This is a genomic window from Amycolatopsis speibonae (genome assembly GCF_042647925.1).
In the GTDB taxonomy this organism is placed as follows: domain Bacteria; phylum Actinomycetota; class Actinomycetes; order Mycobacteriales; family Pseudonocardiaceae; genus Amycolatopsis; species Amycolatopsis speibonae.
In genome coordinates this window covers 36,887-52,474 of sequence record NZ_JBHRWK010000025.1, presented here as the reverse complement: position 1 = coordinate 52,474, position 15,588 = coordinate 36,887, and the positions used below count along the sequence as shown (strand labels likewise).

The following is a 15,588-nucleotide window of genomic DNA, read 5'->3' as shown; positions in this document are numbered from 1 at the left end:
GGGACAAAGAGCCTCGGCTAGGGTGCCCGGCATGCGCATCATGATCTCGGCGGACATGGAGGGCGCCACCGGCGTCACCTGGACCGAGGACGTCATCCCCGGTACCGAGCAGTGGCAGCGATTCCGGCGCCTGTTCACCGGCGACGTCAACGCCACCATCGCCGGCCTGTTCGACGCGGGTGCTACAGACGTACTGGTCAACGAAGCGCATTCGTCGCAGCGAAACCTCCTGCTCGAAGACCTCGACGGCCGCGCGCGCATGCTCACCGGCAGGCACAAGCCGCTCTCGATGATGCAGGGAATCGACACCGGCGTCGAAGGGGTCGTCTTCCTCGGCTACCACGCCGGTGCCGGCTTCGACGGCGTCCTTTCCCACACCTACCTGGAGAATCAGATCACCGGGGTGTGGCTCGACGACGTCCCCGCCAGCGAAGGCAGGCTCAACGCCGCGATGGCCGCCGAGTACGGCGTCCCGGTGCTGGTCGTCTCCGGTGACGACAAGGCCTGTGACGACGCCCAGGACTACGCGCCGGAAGCCGAACTGGTCACGGTGAAGGAGTGCATCAGCCGCTACGCTGCGATTTGCCTGCCGCCCGCCAGGACCGCCGAACTGCTGTCCTCGGCCGCGGCGGACGCGATGAACCGCGCAGGCCGGGTCGAGCGGTTCACCACTCCCCATCGGATCGAGGTCGAGTTCGACGCGAGCCATCTCGCGCAGGCCGCGGCGGTGATCCCGACGGTGGAACAGATCGGCGTGCGGCGGGTCGGTTTCGACGCTCCGGACATGACCGAAGCGATGAAGGCGTTCAAGATCGTCACGGCGATCGCGGCCGGGGCGGTGCAGGGTATCTATGGCTGAGCTGGATGTCGTCGAAGTCTGCTCGCGGTTGATCCGCTTCGACACCACGAACCGGGGCAACGGGGACTCCGAGGGCGAACGCGAGGCCGCCGAGTACGTCGCGTCGCTGCTGTCCGGGCTCGGGATCGACTCGAAGATCATCGAGTCCGCGCCCCGACGCGCGAACGTGATCGCCAGGGTCCCCGGCACCGACCCGTGCCTGCCCGCGTTGCTCGTGCAGGGACATCTCGACGTCGTCCCGGCCGACGCCGCCGACTGGTCGGTGGACCCGTTCTCGGGCGAGGTCCGCGACGGGTTCCTCTGGGGCCGCGGCGCGGTCGACATGAAGGACTTCATCGCGATGGTGCTCGCCGCCCTCGCCACCGGCTTCCGGCCGCGACGGGACCTCGTCCTGGCGTTCGTGGCCGACGAGGAGGACAAGGGCGACTACGGCGCGCACTGGCTCGCCGCGGCGCACCGGGACCTGTTCGACGGCTGCGCGGCCGCGATCAGCGAGTCCGGCGCGTACACCTACCACGTTCCCGCCGCCGACGGCCGGACCGTGCGGCTCTATCCGGTGGCGACGGCCGAACGCGGCACCGCGCACCTGCGGCTGACCGCGAAGGGGCGCGCGGGGCACGGATCGCGTCCCAACGACGAGAACGCCGTCACCCGGCTGGTCACCGCGCTCGGCGAGATCGCCGCGCATCGCTGGCCGGTCCAGCTGACCCCGACCGTCCAGGCGTTCCTGGAACGCACCGGGGAAGCGCTCGGCGTCCCGGTCGATCTGTCCGATGTGGACGGAACGATCGCGCGGCTCGGGCCCGCCGGGGCGCTGGTGGTGCCGACCGTCCGCAACAGCACGACGCCGACCATGCTCGACGCCGGCTACAAGGTGAACGTGATCCCGAGTTCGGCCGAGGCCCAGGTGGACGTCCGCGTCCTGCCCGATGCCGAGCCGGAGCTGTTCGCCGAGCTCGACACGATGCTCGGCGAGGGCGTCACCCGCGAGTTCGTCGCGCATCAGCCGCCTGTCCAGGCTCCGGTGGATTCGCCGTGGTTCGACGCGATGGCGGACGCGCTGCGTTCGGAAGACCCCGAAGCCGTCGTGGTCCCCTACTGCATGGGCGGCGGCACGGACGCGAAAGCGTTCAGTCCGCTCGGGATCGACTGCTACGGCTTCGCGCCGCTGTGGCTGCCGGAAGGCTTCCCCTATCGCGCGATGGCGCACGGGGTGGACGAGCGCGTCCCGGTGGAGGGACTGCGATTCGGCACCCGGGTGCTGCGGCACTTCCTGGCGAACTGCTGAGCCTCTCGTGCCTCGTGCCTCGTGGTGAGGAGGTCCTGGCTGGCCCCCACCACGAAGACACCGGATCCCAGTGGGTAGGCAAATACGAGTCCGCCAGAACCAGCCTCGCCACTCACGAGGCGCTGGACCGCAGCTTTGGGTGCCGGCGGTGCGTGAAGGGCCCCTTCACTACCTTCAGGGTAGGCAAGGAGGCCTTCACGGACCGAACGTGAGAGAGCGCTTTCTCGCGTCGACGTGTCCTCGACCGGGCCGTTTCCCGCTGGAGATCCGGCTGCAGTATCACTGGGCCCGGCACTGAACCGGGTTTCATCCGAATTTCATGAAGGTCGCCTAGCGTCGGCGAAGTGAGACCTCTGACTTCGCGCGTCCGGGCAGGCGTGCTCTTGATCGGCCTCGGCACGGCTCTTTCGGCGTGCCGAGGCGGGCTTCCGGTGCTGTCTTCCGACTCTCTGCCCACGACGTCGACGTCGTACTCCGCTCCCCCGGCGCAGACCCACACCCTGACCGTGACGCCCCCGGCGCCGGCCTCGTCGACCGCGCGGGGCCTCGAACCCGCCGCGATCGACCGGGTGTTCCAGGTCTACATGAACGGCTTGGCCAATCACGACATGACCGCGTTGCGCAGCGGCACCTGCCCGCGCCTGCGGGAGACCCTGCTCGGGTTCGAACTCCACGGGCATTACGTCGAGCGCTGGCAGATGCTGCCCTACTCCGTCCCGCCCGGATACGAGTTCGTCACCGTGCGGGCCACGGTCACCCAGCGCAACGCGCGGACCGGCAAGCTCGCGGGTGACGTCGTCTATTCCTGGCATGTCGAGCGGAACGAGGACACGAACTACTACGTTTGCGGATGGCTCGACTACAAGTGACTCCAGGAGGAGGCCGCCGGTGGAATCGGTCGCGCGACTCGTACGGGACGAACGGACGGACTTCGCCGCGTTCCTGCGGACACTCACCCCCGGGCAATGGGACGAGCGGACCTTGTGTCCGGAGTGGACGGTGCGGGACCTGGTCGTCCACGTCGTCGACTACGACGCCCTGCGCTTCCGCGATCTGCTCACCCAGGCCGTCCGCGGCGGGCTGCGGCTGGACCGGATGAACGCGCTCGGTGTCGCGCGCGAACCCGAGCGGACACCGGACGAACTGATCGCGAGGATCGAGGACAACCTCGATCCTCGTGGCCTGACAGCCGTGTTCGGCGGCCGGGTGGGGCTGCTCGACAGCCTCGTCCATCAGCAGGACATCCGGCGTCCGCTGGGTCTCCCTCGCGATATTCCGCCGGAGCGGCTGCGACACGCCTTGGCCTTCGCGCGCCACGCCAAGGTGATCAAGGCGGACAAGCGCGCACGGGAACTCCGGCTCGTCGCGACGGACATCGACTGGTCGGCCGGGTCCGGCCCGGAACTCCTCGGCCCCGGCGAGGCGATCCTGATGGCGATCGCCGGACGGGGCGCGGCCCTGGCCGAGCTTTCCGGGCCCGGTGCGGCGATCCTCGCGTCCAGGGTGGACGGCTGAACCCGCGTCAGCTCGGAAAGGCTTTCGCGAGCACGGTAAAGGCCGAGTCCAGCCGCTGACGATGGCCCGGGACGAGCGCGGCGAGCTCCTCCCCGGCGAGGCGGCGCCGGACCGTCGTCGCGATGACCGTGCGATACGCGGCGACGAGCAGCGCGGCGAGCAGTTCGCTGTCGCCCGAGAACCGGGTGTCTCTCTCGAGTTCGCCTGCCAGCTCGGCGTCGATCTCGTGCTCGAATTCGCGAAGCCGGGAAATGAGCGCGCGTGATCCGGCGACCGTGCGCGCGAGCGGCAGGGCGTTTTCGCTCAATCCCGACAGCGGATGCTGTTCCTTCGCCAGTCCGGCGGCCATGGCGTGCAGCGCCTCGACGGCGGTGACCTCGTCCGCCCGCTCGCGAATCGCCGCCCTCACCATGCCGGCGACATCCGGAAGACGGTCGAGCGCGAGGTCCTCCTTGCGATCGAAATGCGAGAACACCGTCACCTTCGAAACACCGGCCGCGGCCGCGATCTCGGCGACGGTGACGTCCTCGAAACCCCGCTCCACGAACAGCTCCGTCGCGACCGCGGCGAGATGCGCCCTTGTCTTCGAGCCGCCCCGGTCTCCTCGCTTCGCCATGTGACAACCCTACCTTTACTCGTTAAGCTTACCAAGTAATCTTACTGAGTAAACCTTGGAGTCGAGATGCGTCAGACCGATGTGATCGTCGTGGGCGCCGGACCCACCGGCCTGTTCCTCGCGAGCGAGCTGGCCTTGCGGGGAGTCCGCGTGACCGTGCTGGAGCGGCTCGAGGAGCCGGACACGACGATCAAATCCGGCTCGATCAACGTCGCCAGCGCCGAGATCCTGGACCGGCGCGGCCTGCTGCCCGCCGCGGAAGAGGTGCAGCGCGGCCGCCTGGCCGAGGCCACCGCCTTCACCGGCGGCCGCTCGAACCGGACCGTGCGCGAGCTGACGGACGCCGCGGGCCGGACCTCACGCCGGTTCGCGGTCATCGGGCATTTCGCGGGGATCATGTTCCGGCACGATCTGGTCGACCAGGACGATCCGGCACTCGCCGCGCATACGGCGGTGGCCAACGGGATCCTGGTGCCGCAGCAGGACCTTGAACTGCTGCTCGGCGAGCACTGCGCCCGGCTGGGCGTCGAGATCCGCCGCGGTGTCGAGGTGCGGGACCTGCGGAGCACCGGCACCGGTCTCGACGACGACGCGGACGTGGTCGTCGAGACCAGCGCGGGCGACTTCACCGCGAGCTGGGTCGTCGCGGCCGACGGCGGCCGGAGCGTCGTCCGCAAACGGCTCGGCGTCGACTTCGTGGGCACCGACCCGGAACTGGTGGGCTACCAGGCCATCGCGGACTTCGACGACGCGAGCGAACTGCGCCGCGGGTGGAACTGGACGCCTCGCGGCATCTACACCTACGGTCCGATGCCGGGACGCGTCCTCGTCGCCAGGTTCGCGCCCCAGCCCGAGGACAAGAACGCTCCCGTGACCCTCGAAGAACTCCAAAGCGCGGTACGGGAAGTCACCGGCGTCCCGGTGACGATCACCCGGCTGCGGGGGCGGGCGACCCGCTGGTCGGACAACGCGCGCCAGGCCCGGATTTACCGCCACGGCAGGGTGTTCCTGGCGGGCGACGCCGCTCACGTGCACTCGCCGTTCAGCGCCCAGGGCCTCAACCTCGGCCTCGGCGACGCCGTGAACCTCGGCTGGAAGCTCGCCGCGACCGTCAACGGGTGGGCGCCCGCCGGACTCCTCGACACCTACCACTCCGAACGGCACCCGATCGGAGCGTGGGTCCTGGACTGGACGCGCGCCCAGGTGGCCCTCATGCACGGCGACGAACGGACCGCGCAGCTGCGGAAGGTCGTCGGGGACGAACTGTTCGCAGTCCCCGGCGCGACCAACCGGATGATCGCGCTCTCCTCCGGAATCCTGCAGCACTACGACGTCGCCGATGACGCCTGCGCCCCGGTCGGCTCGATCGCCGGGGACGTCGAACTGGAGTCCGGGGGCCGGCTCGCCGACCACGCTCACGACGGCCGCTTCGTGCTCGTCGACCGCTCACCCGACGGCCGGTACGCCGACGCCGTCCGCGGACTGGCGGACAGCGTCGCGTACACGGCGGATCCGATTTCCGATACCTCTCAGCCGAGCCTGTTCGTGCGCCCGGACGGGATCATCGCCTGGGCGGATGACTCAACAGACAACGCACGGAAGCTGCTCGACATCGCGATCGGACGCTGGGTCGGCGCCTGACCTCTCAGAAGGCGGTGGAGCGACTCAAGGCTTCCCAGGCGGCCAGCTCCGCCGCCCTGGCCTCCTGCGAAGCCCGGAGGCCATCGACGGCGTCATCCCCGAGGGCGAGCCGAAGCGGCGGGTTGTCGCTGTCGAGTGCCTTCAGGATCGCGGCGGCGGCCTTCGCCGGGTCGCCGGGCTGGGAACCGTCCATCCCCTCGACGAAGTCCCGGATGGCGCCGGTGGATTCGCGGTAGGCGTCGATCACCCGCGAGCGTTGCAACGCGCTGCCGCCGAACCCGGTCCGGAAAGCGCCGGGCTCCACGATCAGCACCTTCACCCCGAACGGCGCGACCTCGGCGGCGAGAGCTTCTGACATCGCTTCCAGGGCGAACTTCGCCGAGCAGTAGGCCCCGAATCCGGGCGGGCTCTGCTGTCCGCCCATCGAGCTCATCTGCACGATCGCCCCGCTGCCCTGCTCCCGAAGGTGCGGCAGGACGGCCTTCGTCACCTCGACGGCGCCGAAGAACATCACGTCCATCAGCTTCCGCAGGTCGGGCATGGTCAGTTCTTCGACGGCGCCGACCGAGCCATGACCGGCGTTGTTGGCCACGACGTCGATCCGGCCGAACTCGGCGAGCGTGGCCTGGACGGCGGCCTCGACCTGAGCGGGATCGGTGACGTCGAGCGCCGCGACACGCACCCGGCCCTGGCCGAGCTCTTCCAGCTCGGCCAGGGTTTCCGGACGGCGTGCCGTGGCCATCACGCGATCACCGGCGTCGAGCGCGGCCAGGACGAGGTGCCTGCCGAAGCCGGACGAGCAGCCGGTGATCAACCAGACGCGGCCGTCGGTTTCCTTCGTCATTCCTGTTTCCTCCAGTGAAGTTCCTGCCACCCATCCTGCGGAGATCGCGCTTTGCCCGCCAACACCGGCTTCCTGGTACGGCTACAGTCAGAGACTGTGACCCCTGAGCTGCGGCAGCTGCGCTACTTCGTCGCGGTCGCCGAAGACGCGAGCTTCACCAAGGCCGCGCGCCGCCTGCACATCGCCCAGCAGTCGCTTTCCCAGCAGATCACCGTCCTGGAACGGGTTCTCGGCGCGAGGTTGCTGCGGCGTGGCAGTCGCGGGACACGGCTCACCGAGATCGGGTCGCTGTTCCTGCCGGAGGCCCGCGCGGTGCTCGCACGCAACGACGAGGCACTTTCGGTGCTGAACCGGGCGGTGCGCGGCGAGATCGGCACACTCCACCTGGGTTTCCTCACCACCACGGCCAACTACCTGCTCCCGCCGGTGGTGCGCGCCGTCCGCGACCGTCTCCCCGACCTCACCCTCACCACCGACGACACCCAGATCGCGCCGCTGGTCGACGGGCTTACCGGCGGACGCTACGACCTGATCTTCACGCGGCCTCCGCTGGTCGACGGCTTCGAGACCCGCACGTTGATCACCGAAGAGGTCTGCGCAGTCCTGCCGGAGGGACACCGGCTCGCCGACGCGGCCGAAGTGAAGCTCGCGGACCTGGCCGACGAGCCGTGGGTGCTCACTCCGCGGAGTTCGTGGGAGCCCTGGCACCGCCGCTACGACAACGAATTCGAGGCGGCCGGGTTCACCCCTCACGTCGTCCAGCGGGCGGCGACCGTGCAGGGTCTGCTCGGCCTGGTCGCCGCCGGCATCGGCGTCACGAGGCTGGCCCGGTCTTCGCACAGCCTGCGGCGAAGCGGCGTGGTGTTCGTGCCGATGGCAGGCGACACCGCCCGGACCGTGGTGGCCTGGGCGCCGGGGAACGACAAGCCCGCGTTGCCCGGCGTGCTCGACATCGTGTCCGAGCTGGCGGCCGGAACGGACCTGACGGAGGCGGGCTGACCCGGCATAGCCATCGTCACACCGCCATGATCACCCTGCCGGGACCGGGCTTCCGTAGAATCCGGTGACGATGCGACGTTTCCGGTGGTGGTGGGGTGCTCTCGCGCTCACGTTCGTGGTGGTTCTCGTCGGGTTGATTGCCTTTACCGGGCCGGAGAGCCGCCCAGGGCAGCCCTCCCCGCGCCAAGGACCGCCGGGAACGGGGCCGCTGACGGTCGTGTCCCTCGGTGACAGCACCGTTTCCGGCGAAGGCGCGGGCAACTACACGCCCACGACCAACGGGCAGGGCGGCAACTGGTGCCACCGCTCCCCCAACGCCTTCGTCGAACAGGTCAAGATCCCCGACGTCACCGCACGGGTGAACCTCGCGTGTTCGGGGGCGCCGTCCGAGCAGATCGCCCTCGGCGAGGCCAAGCAGTGGACCGAGCCGTCGCAGGCTCAGCAGCTGGCGAACCTGATCAAGGACCACCGGGTCGCCGCGGTGGTGATCGCGATCGGCGCGAACGACGAGCCGAAGTTCTCCGCTCAGGTCAGCGAGTGCTTCAAGGCGTGGTTCTCCCCGCAGAACCCGCCGTGCAGCGAAGCCCTCCGCAAGACCTGGAAGTCCAAAGTGGACGCGATGGTGCCGAAGGTGACCAACGCCGTCGCCGACGTCAAGAAGGTGCTGGCGCAGGCCGGTTACGTCCCGGCGGACTATCAGCTCGTGCTGATGTCGTACGCCTCGCCTGTCGGGCCCCAGATCCCGGAAACACTGCGCAGCCTCAACGGCTGCCCGTTCCGTACGGAGGATCTGGAGTGGATGCGCCGCGACGGCGTCTCCGTGCTGTCGGACGGGCTCAAGCAGGCGTCGAGGGCGACCACCGCGCGGTTCCTTGACCTTTCGCGGGCGGGCGCCGGCCGTGAAGCGTGCAGCAGTGACCCGGCGAACGAGTGGTTCAGCAGGCTGACGCTGCAGCTGAGCGACCTCGGCCAGGTGGACCGCGCGAGCCACGCGTTGCAGGAGTCGTTCCACCCCAACGCGAACGGCCACGCGCAGATCGCGAACTGCCTCAACGAGTTCCTCGCCGCCCGGGGCGGCAACGCCTCGTGCCTCTCGGGAGCCGACGGCAAACTGCACGCCGCGCCCGAGGTCGTCGCCCGCTAGAGATCCAACGCGGCGCGTAGCGCGATGTCGATGCGCTCCTGGACCTCTTGGTCGATCTCCGCGATTTTCTCGTCGAACCACGGCCGGTACAGGCGCGTGAGGTTCAGCGTGGAGACCCAGTACCGCGCGTCGACGGCGACACCGAGGATGTCCTGCGGATCACGGTCCAGCAGTTCGGTGCCGAGCAGCCACGGCCGCTCGGATTCGTTCACCCCGTCCGAGGACAGCAGCACGACGGTGCGCTGCCGTGCCGGTTCGGTCGGGGGGTGGTACGTCCAGACTTCACCCCTGTGCACGCAGATCCTTCTCCGCGGCTGTCAGCTCGGCCTCGTCCGATTCGGCGGACGGTGCGACCGGAGCGCGCTGCGGGGTGTATCCGGTGCGGACGGCTTCCCGGCGGGCCGCTTTGGACAACCACGACGAGACCGAGATCCCGTGTGCCTTGGCGGCCCGCTCGGCGAACTCGAGCGCACCACTGTCGAGTGAGAGAGTGACCTTACGTGTTGCCATACCTTTTATCGTACCAGCGCCGCGCAAGCCCACCCGTTTTCCGGTTTCAGAGTGTGGGAGAGCGCCCTTCGAACGGCGTCGACAGCACCACCGTGGTCCGGGTCGAGACCTTGGCGGACTCGCGGATGCGGCGGAGCAGGTCCTCCAGGCCGAGCGGCGAAGCCACCCGGACCAGGAGGATGTACGACTCGTCCCCGGCGACCGAGTAGCAGGACTCGATCTCCTTGATGTGCTCGAGACGCTGCGGATAGTCGTCCGGAGCGGCCGGATCGTTCGGTGTCAGCGAGATCAGCGCCGTGAGCGGGAGGCCGATCTGCTCGCCGTCGAGCCGCGCGGTGTACCCGAGGATCACCCCGCGCTGCTCCAGGCGCCGCACCCGCTGGTGCACCGCCGACACCGAAAGTCCGACCCGCTCGGCCAGGTCGGTGAAACTGCGCCGTCCGTCCGCGGCCAGCTCCTGCGCGATGGCCTGGTCCAGCGGCTCCAGGGAACCGGTCATGCGTCGAGCACGATCAGGTCGTGCGGACGCTGGTTGACCGGCTCGACGCCGTCCTCGGTGACCACGACGATGTCCTCGATGCGGGCGCCCCAGCGGCCCGGCTGGTAGATGCCGGGCTCGACGCTGAAGGCCATGCCCGGCTCGAGCGGCAGCTCGTTGCCCTTGATGATGTAGGGCTCCTCGTGCACGTCGAGGCCGATGCCGTGACCGGTCCGGTGGATGAAGAACTCGCCGTAACCCGCTTCGGCGATGATGTCGCGCGCGGCGGCGTCGATCGACTCGGCGGTGGCACCGGGGCGGACGGCCTCGACCGCGGCGCGCTGGGCCCGCTGCAGGACCGCGTACGTCTCGGCGACGTCGGCGTCGCGTGGCTCGCCGACCGCGTAGGTGCGGGTGGAGTCGGAGTTGTAGCCCTCGGCGATCGGGCCGCCGATGTCGACCACGACGACGTCACCGCGCTCGATGACCCGCTCGGAGACGTCGTGGTGCGGGCTGGCGCCGTTGGGGCCCGAGCCGACGATCACGAAGTCGGCGTGGGTGTGGCCCTCTTCGACGATCGCGGCGGTGATGTCCGCACCGACCTCGGCCTCGGTGCGGCCGGGGCGCAGCCATTCGTGCACGCGGGCGTGCACGCGGTCGATGGCCGCACCGGCGTCGCGCAGAGCCTGGATCTCGGCCGCGTCCTTGCGCATCCGCAGTTCGCGCACGATCGGCCCGGCCAGCGTCTGCTCGGCGTCGCCGAGCGCGCCGCGGAAGGCGAGGACGTGCAGGGCCGGGGTGAAGTCGCTGACCGCGACCCGGCCAGGCTTGCCCAGCCTGTCGGCGACCAGTTCGTAGGCGTTGTCGCCGTCGACCCAGGTGACGATCTCGATGCCGAGTTCGTCGGCCGGGACGTCGGCGTAGCCGGGCGCCTCCAGCTTCGGCAGCACCAGCGCCGGGACGCCGTCGGCCGGGATCACCAGCGTGGTCAGCCGTTCGAAGGAGCCCCCGGCCTGGCCGATGAGGTAGCGCAGGTCCGAGCCGGGTGCGATCAGCAGGGCGTCGGTGCCGGCGGCGACCGCGGCGGCACGGGCCCGATCGAGACGGGCGCGGAGGCCGGCGGCGTCGGGGGCTGGGTTGTGAAGGGAACGGCGCGACATGATGGCGAGCCTAGTCGGTCCGTGCCCCTTCGTTCACCAGCCGGTCACCCCCGATCGGGGCGGGATCGTCGAGCCCGCGCCAGACCCGGAAGATCGCCGGGAAGGTGCCGGCGATCAGGTACAGGCCACCGAACACGGCGAGTGCCCCGACGAGCCCGACGCCGTCCAGCAGAAGCCCCGCAGCCATCGAGCCGAGCGGCATCGCGGCGAGCACCCCGCCCACGAGGAGGCTGAGTACGCGGCCGCGGACCGCTTCCGGGACCCGTTCGTAGACCGCCGGGAGCACGATCGGGTTGAGCGCGCCCGCCCCGATCCCGGCGACCACGAGTCCGGTGAGCAGGACGGCGGGCGCCGGTTCCAGTGCGAGCAAGGCGAATCTGGGCGCGCCCTCGATGCCGATGGCGACGAGGATCGCCGTCCGCCGGGAAAACCGATGTCCCGCCCAGCCGTAGAGAGCCGAGCCGATGAGCGCGCCGACCGCGACGGCGGTGATCATCGCGCCGATGAGCGCGGTGCTGTGCAGGACCTGATCGCCGTACGCCGGATACAGGACGCCGAGCAGCCCGAAGTCGAGACTGTTGGTGAGCATCAGCATGCCCGCCATCGCGCGCAGCAGACTGTCACGCTTGATGTACCCGAGTCCTTCGCGCAGTTCCTTGAGGTATCCGCCCGATGAGGGCCTCGGCGGACCGGCCGCCGTGGGGATCAGCGTGAACACCAGCGCGGAGGACAGCAGCAGCGCGCCGGCGTCGGCGTACAGCACCTGCATCGGGCCGATCAGCGCGATGAGTGCGCCGGCCGCGGGTCCGCCGACCATCCGGCCGGTCCTCATCGCCGCTTCGACCGCGCTCGCTGCCCGGCTCATGCGAACATCGGCGAGTTCGGCGACTCCGGGAAGCAGCACCTGCTTCGCCGTGTCGGCGGGACCGCGGGACACGCCCATCACGAACGACAGCGCGATCAGTCCGGGCAGGCTGAGCCCTGTCGTGTTCATCGCGAGCGGGATCAGCAGGACCGTGACGGTGGTCAGCAGATCCGCGGCGACGCTGGCCCGGCGCGTGCCGACCCGGTCCACGATCGGCCCGCCGAGCAACGCGGCGACCATCAAGCCGAGCACCTCGGCCGCGGTGACGAGACCCGTTTTCGTTCCGCTGCCGGTGCTCTGCAGGACGAACCAGGGAATCGCGAGCAGTGTCATCATCACCCCGGCCGAGGAGATCCCCGAAGCCACGACCAGAGCCCCCAGTGGCATCCGGCTCATGGCGTCTCCGGCCGCGATTTCCTCGGGAAGGCCGCCCAATGCACGCGAACCTGGGTATCGCCCTCCTTCTCGGGACGGCGGTAGCGGTTGACCACCTCGATGATTTCGTCGCTCAGCGCGGCGGCTTCGTCCGGTGTCAGCGACAGGGGCGAGTCGTGGAATTCGACCTTGTCGATCCACTCGTCCGCCCAGTCCCGCACTTCGGCGACGAACTGCGCTTCGGCGGCGTAGCGCCGCTCGACCATCGTGTGGGCGTAGGCGCTGAACGGGCCGGCGAGATCCGGGTCGTCGATGAAGTCCCTGGCCCTCATCTGGTCACCCTCGTGCACGGCCTTCCACCATCTGTCGCGACGACTGCCGCGTTCGGTGTCCTCCGTGATCAGGCCGCATTCGGCCAGCTGGCGCAGATGCCAGCTCGTGGTCCCGGAACTCTCCCCCACCCGTTTCGCCAGTCCGGACGCCGTCGCCGGGCCGTCCTCCCGCAGCAGTTCCAAGATCCTGACCCGCAGTGGATGCGACAACGCCCGCAGAAGGCGTCCGTCGATCCGCGCGAGATATCTCCCGTTCTTCCCCATGCCTCGCAGCCTAGAACGCAGAGGACACTTTGCAAAGGGTCCTCTGCGATTGAAGTCGGCCAAGGAAGCGATTCCGGAGTTTGACCTCTACTTAAGTTCAGGTTCTACGGTTTGCGGCATGACAACCGACACGCCTTACCAGCTCGCCGTCGTGATCAGCAGTGTCCGCGAGGGCCGCTTCGCCCCCGTCGTCGCGAACTGGTTCCTCGATCGTGCGAAACAGCGCGAAGACGTCACCTTGTCCGTCATCGACCTGGCCGAAGCCCCCGACAGCCTCTCCCCCGGAGTCTCCGCCGCGGACGCCGTCGTCGTGATCGTCCCCGAGTACAACCACAGCTACCCCGGCCCGCTCAAGACCGCGCTCGACGCCACCGGCCCGGAATGGCACGGAAAGCCGGTCGCTTTCGTTTCCTACGGCGGGATCTCCGGCGGCCTGCGCGCGGTCGAGCACCTGCGCCCGGTCTTCGCCGAACTCCACGCCGCCACGATCCGCGAGACCGTGAGCTTCCCCTACGCCTGGAACCACTTCGGCCCCGACGGCGCGCACGACGACACCGAAGGCGCCACTCTCGCGGCCACCACCCTGCTGAACCAGCTGAGCTGGTGGGCCAACGCCCTGCGCGACGCACGCCGGGTGCGGCCCTACGCCGCTTGACCGGTCTCCGTGGGAGGACCCGGCTGGGGGTCGGGTCCTTCACGGACATCCGGGCCCGGACATGGCAGGCTGTCCGCGTGACCGGACCACTCGCTCTCCTCGATTCCGCGAGCCTCTACTTCCGCTCGTTCTACGCACTGCCTCAGTCGATGACCGCCCCCGACGGGACACCGGTCAACGCCGTGCGCGGGTTCACCGACACCGTCGCGCGGATCCTCGTCGACCGACGGCCCGCCCGGCTCGTCGCGTGCCTGGACGCGGATTGGCGGCCGAAGTTCCGCACCGATCTGCTGCCCAGCTACAAGGCGCACCGAGTGGCCGAAGAGGTCCCGGAGGGCGGCGACGTCGAGGAAGTGCCGGACACGCTGACCCCGCAGGTGCCGATCATCCTCGAACTGCTGGAGGCTTTCGGGCTCGCGACGGCCGAAGCGGCCGGTTACGAGGCCGACGACGTCATCGGGGCGCTCGCGATCCGCGAGCAGAACTCTCCGGTCGAGGTCATCACAGGTGACCGCGACCTGTTCCAGCTGGTCCGCCACGAGCCGACGTCCACAGTGGTCATCTACGTCGGCAAGGGCTGGAACAAGGCCGAGATCCTCGGCCCGGACGAACTCGCCGAGAAGTACGGCATCCCGGCAGGGAACGCCGGCCCCGGGTACGCCGACATGGCCGCGCTGCGCGGGGACCCGTCGGACGGGCTGCCCGGCGTCGCCGGGATCGGCGAGAAGACAGCGGCGAAGCTGATCACCCAGTTCGGTTCGCTGCAGGAGCTGATCGAGGCGTCCAACGCCGGCGACTCGCGCGTGCCGCTCAAGACCCGGCTCCGGCTGAGCGACGCCGCCGACTACCTCGCGGTCGCGCCGACCGTCGTCCGGGTCGCGGCCGACGCGCCTGTCGAGCAGTCCCGCCCGGACACCGTCCCGTCCGAGCCCGCCGACCCGGACAAGGTCGCGGAGCTGGCGGAACGCTGGAATCTCGGCCGTTCGGTGGAGCGCCTGCTGGCCGCGCTCCCCAAGCCGTGAGCAACACCGAAGCCGACCCGGCCGAGTTGCTGTGCCGGGACCACCCCGGCGACGGCGTCACCGTGCTGACCCCGCGTGACGTCCCCCTCGGCGGGCCGCGCGCGATCCGGGTCCGCCGGACCCTTCCGCAGCGGCAGCGGTCCCTGATCGGCGCGTGGTGTTTCGCCGACCACTACGGGCCGCAGGACGTGTCGGAGTCCGGCGGGATGGACGTCGCGCCGCATCCGCACACCGGGTTGCAGACCGCGAGCTGGCTGTTCAGCGGCGAGATCGAGCACCGCGACAGCATCGGCACCCACGCCGTGGTCCGGCCGGGGGAACTCAACCTGATGACCGCCGGACACGGCATAGCGCACTCTGAAGTATCCACAGTGTCCAAATCGGACACTGTGACGCTGCACGGCGTCCAGCTCTGGATCGCGCTGCCGGACGAACACCGCGACACCGCACGGGATTTCCAGCACTACGCGCCGCCGCTGCACCATCTGTCCGGTGCCACCGCACGGGTCTTTCTCGGCACGCTCGCCGGGACCACCTCACCGGTCCCGGTGTTCACTCCCCTGCTGGGCGCCGAGCTCACCGTCGAGCCCGGGGCCACCGTGACCCTCGACGTCGACCCGGCCTTCGAACACGGTGTCCTGCAGGACCTCGGCTCCGTCACCGTCGCCGGAACCGCGCTGGGCACCGGAGAACTCGCCTATCTCGCCCCCGGCCCCGGACGGCTGGCGCTGGCGAACACCGGCGGCGAACCGGCCCGGGTGCTCCTGCTCGGCGGGACCCCGTTCGCCGAGGAACTCGTCATGTGGTGGAACTTCGTGGGCCGTAGCCACGAAGAGATCGCCGAGTACCGCGAAACCTGGCAGGCACAGGCGGACCGGTTCGGCTCCGTGGAGGGCTATCAGGGCACCACGGCGTGGTTGCCCGCACCCACGCTGCCGCAGGTGCGGATCAAACCGCGGCGCAATCCGGCCTGAACCCGCGGCGCGTCGTCCGTCCGGACACACGTGTGTCGTCCATCCAG

General features: G+C 69.8%; 18 protein-coding genes. 10 read left to right on the top strand and 8 right to left on the bottom strand.

Features of this window, described 5'->3' with window-relative positions; translation table 11 throughout:
* The first annotated feature begins 31 nt into the window (after positions 1-31).
* The 4 genes from ACFOSH_RS18865 to ACFOSH_RS18850 all read left to right on the top strand — a co-directional run bounded on the left by ACFOSH_RS18865 (position 32) and on the right by ACFOSH_RS18850 (position 3,662).
* Positions 32-859, top strand: coding sequence for a M55 family metallopeptidase (locus tag ACFOSH_RS18865; protein ID WP_378240269.1), 828 nt, complete (start codon positions 32-34; stop codon positions 857-859).
* Complete coding sequence (locus tag ACFOSH_RS18860) at positions 852-2,147, top strand: M20/M25/M40 family metallo-hydrolase (RefSeq protein ID WP_378240268.1); 1,296 nt, start codon at positions 852-854, stop codon at positions 2,145-2,147. Before ACFOSH_RS18865 ends, ACFOSH_RS18860 begins: the two co-directional genes overlap by 8 nt.
* A gap of 344 nt (positions 2,148-2,491) precedes the next feature.
* On the top strand, positions 2,492-3,016 hold the full coding sequence (locus tag ACFOSH_RS18855; RefSeq protein ID WP_378240267.1) for a hypothetical protein: 525 nt from the start codon (positions 2,492-2,494) through the stop codon (positions 3,014-3,016).
* A gap of 19 nt (positions 3,017-3,035) precedes the next feature.
* A complete protein-coding gene (locus tag ACFOSH_RS18850; protein WP_378240266.1) occupies positions 3,036-3,662 on the top strand; it encodes a maleylpyruvate isomerase family mycothiol-dependent enzyme in 627 nt (208 codons plus the stop codon).
* A gap of 7 nt (positions 3,663-3,669) precedes the next feature.
* Here ACFOSH_RS18850 and ACFOSH_RS18845 read toward each other — a convergent pair whose 3' ends face one another.
* Entirely contained in the window at positions 3,670-4,278 is a 609-nt protein-coding gene (locus ACFOSH_RS18845; protein ID WP_378240265.1) for a TetR/AcrR family transcriptional regulator, read from the bottom strand.
* Positions 4,279-4,344: 66 nt separating this feature from the next.
* On the opposite strand from ACFOSH_RS18845, the gene ACFOSH_RS18840 reads away from it, so the two are divergent.
* The gene (locus ACFOSH_RS18840; protein ID WP_378240264.1) at positions 4,345-5,919 is read left to right on the top strand and encodes an FAD-dependent oxidoreductase; all 1,575 of its coding nucleotides are present in this window, start codon (positions 4,345-4,347) and stop codon (positions 5,917-5,919) included.
* A gap of 4 nt (positions 5,920-5,923) precedes the next feature.
* On the opposite strand, the gene ACFOSH_RS18835 is transcribed toward ACFOSH_RS18840, so the two are convergent.
* Positions 5,924-6,763: an oxidoreductase gene (locus ACFOSH_RS18835; protein ID WP_378240263.1), complete on the bottom strand. Its 840-nt coding sequence runs from the start codon at positions 6,761-6,763 to the stop codon at positions 5,924-5,926.
* A 96-nt stretch (positions 6,764-6,859) separates the two neighbouring features.
* Here ACFOSH_RS18835 and ACFOSH_RS18830 point away from each other — a divergent pair, with 96 nt between their 5' ends.
* Positions 6,860-7,762, top strand: a complete 903-nt coding sequence (locus tag ACFOSH_RS18830) for a LysR family transcriptional regulator (protein WP_378240262.1) — start codon at positions 6,860-6,862, stop codon at positions 7,760-7,762.
* 70 nt (positions 7,763-7,832) lie between these two features.
* Entirely contained in the window at positions 7,833-8,906 is a 1,074-nt protein-coding gene (locus ACFOSH_RS18825) for a GDSL-type esterase/lipase family protein (protein WP_378240261.1), read from the top strand.
* Here the strand turns inward: ACFOSH_RS18825 and ACFOSH_RS18820 are convergent.
* Genes ACFOSH_RS18820 through ACFOSH_RS18795 form a run of 6 tightly spaced genes read right to left on the bottom strand, consistent with a single transcriptional unit; the run spans position 8,903 to position 12,890 of the window.
* Positions 8,903-9,202 (bottom strand): hypothetical protein, encoded by a 300-nt coding sequence (locus ACFOSH_RS18820; protein WP_005150941.1) that lies wholly within the window; start codon positions 9,200-9,202, stop codon positions 8,903-8,905. The genes ACFOSH_RS18825 and ACFOSH_RS18820 overlap by 4 nt on opposite strands.
* Positions 9,189-9,416 carry a hypothetical protein gene (locus ACFOSH_RS18815; protein ID WP_076166772.1) on the bottom strand — a complete coding sequence of 76 codons (228 nt, stop codon included), beginning with the start codon at positions 9,414-9,416 and terminating at the stop codon, positions 9,189-9,191. Before ACFOSH_RS18815 ends, ACFOSH_RS18820 begins: the two co-directional genes overlap by 14 nt.
* Positions 9,417-9,462: 46 nt before the next feature.
* Complete coding sequence (locus ACFOSH_RS18810; RefSeq protein ID WP_378240260.1) at positions 9,463-9,915, bottom strand: Lrp/AsnC family transcriptional regulator; 453 nt, start codon at positions 9,913-9,915, stop codon at positions 9,463-9,465.
* On the bottom strand, positions 9,912-11,054 hold the full coding sequence (locus tag ACFOSH_RS18805; protein WP_378240259.1) for a M24 family metallopeptidase: 1,143 nt from the start codon (positions 11,052-11,054) through the stop codon (positions 9,912-9,914). The genes ACFOSH_RS18810 and ACFOSH_RS18805 overlap by 4 nt, the downstream gene beginning before the upstream one ends.
* Positions 11,055-11,064: 10 nt before the next feature.
* Complete coding sequence (locus tag ACFOSH_RS18800) at positions 11,065-12,315, bottom strand: MFS transporter (protein WP_378240258.1); 1,251 nt, start codon at positions 12,313-12,315, stop codon at positions 11,065-11,067.
* Entirely contained in the window at positions 12,312-12,890 is a 579-nt protein-coding gene (locus tag ACFOSH_RS18795) for an ArsR/SmtB family transcription factor (RefSeq protein ID WP_378240257.1), read from the bottom strand. Before ACFOSH_RS18795 ends, ACFOSH_RS18800 begins: the two co-directional genes overlap by 4 nt.
* 118 nt (positions 12,891-13,008) lie before the next feature.
* Between ACFOSH_RS18795 and ACFOSH_RS18790 the strand changes: the two genes are divergently transcribed.
* From ACFOSH_RS18790 to ACFOSH_RS18780, 3 genes are all read left to right on the top strand, one after another.
* A complete protein-coding gene (locus tag ACFOSH_RS18790) occupies positions 13,009-13,545 on the top strand; it encodes an NADPH-dependent FMN reductase (protein ID WP_378240256.1) in 537 nt (178 codons plus the stop codon).
* A gap of 77 nt (positions 13,546-13,622) precedes the next feature.
* Positions 13,623-14,567: a 5'-3' exonuclease gene (locus tag ACFOSH_RS18785; RefSeq protein ID WP_378240255.1), complete on the top strand. Its 945-nt coding sequence runs from the start codon at positions 13,623-13,625 to the stop codon at positions 14,565-14,567.
* Positions 14,564-15,541 (top strand): pirin family protein, encoded by a 978-nt coding sequence (locus tag ACFOSH_RS18780; RefSeq protein ID WP_378240254.1) that lies wholly within the window; start codon positions 14,564-14,566, stop codon positions 15,539-15,541. The genes ACFOSH_RS18785 and ACFOSH_RS18780 overlap by 4 nt, the downstream gene beginning before the upstream one ends.
* The last annotated feature ends 47 nt before the right edge of the window (positions 15,542-15,588 follow it).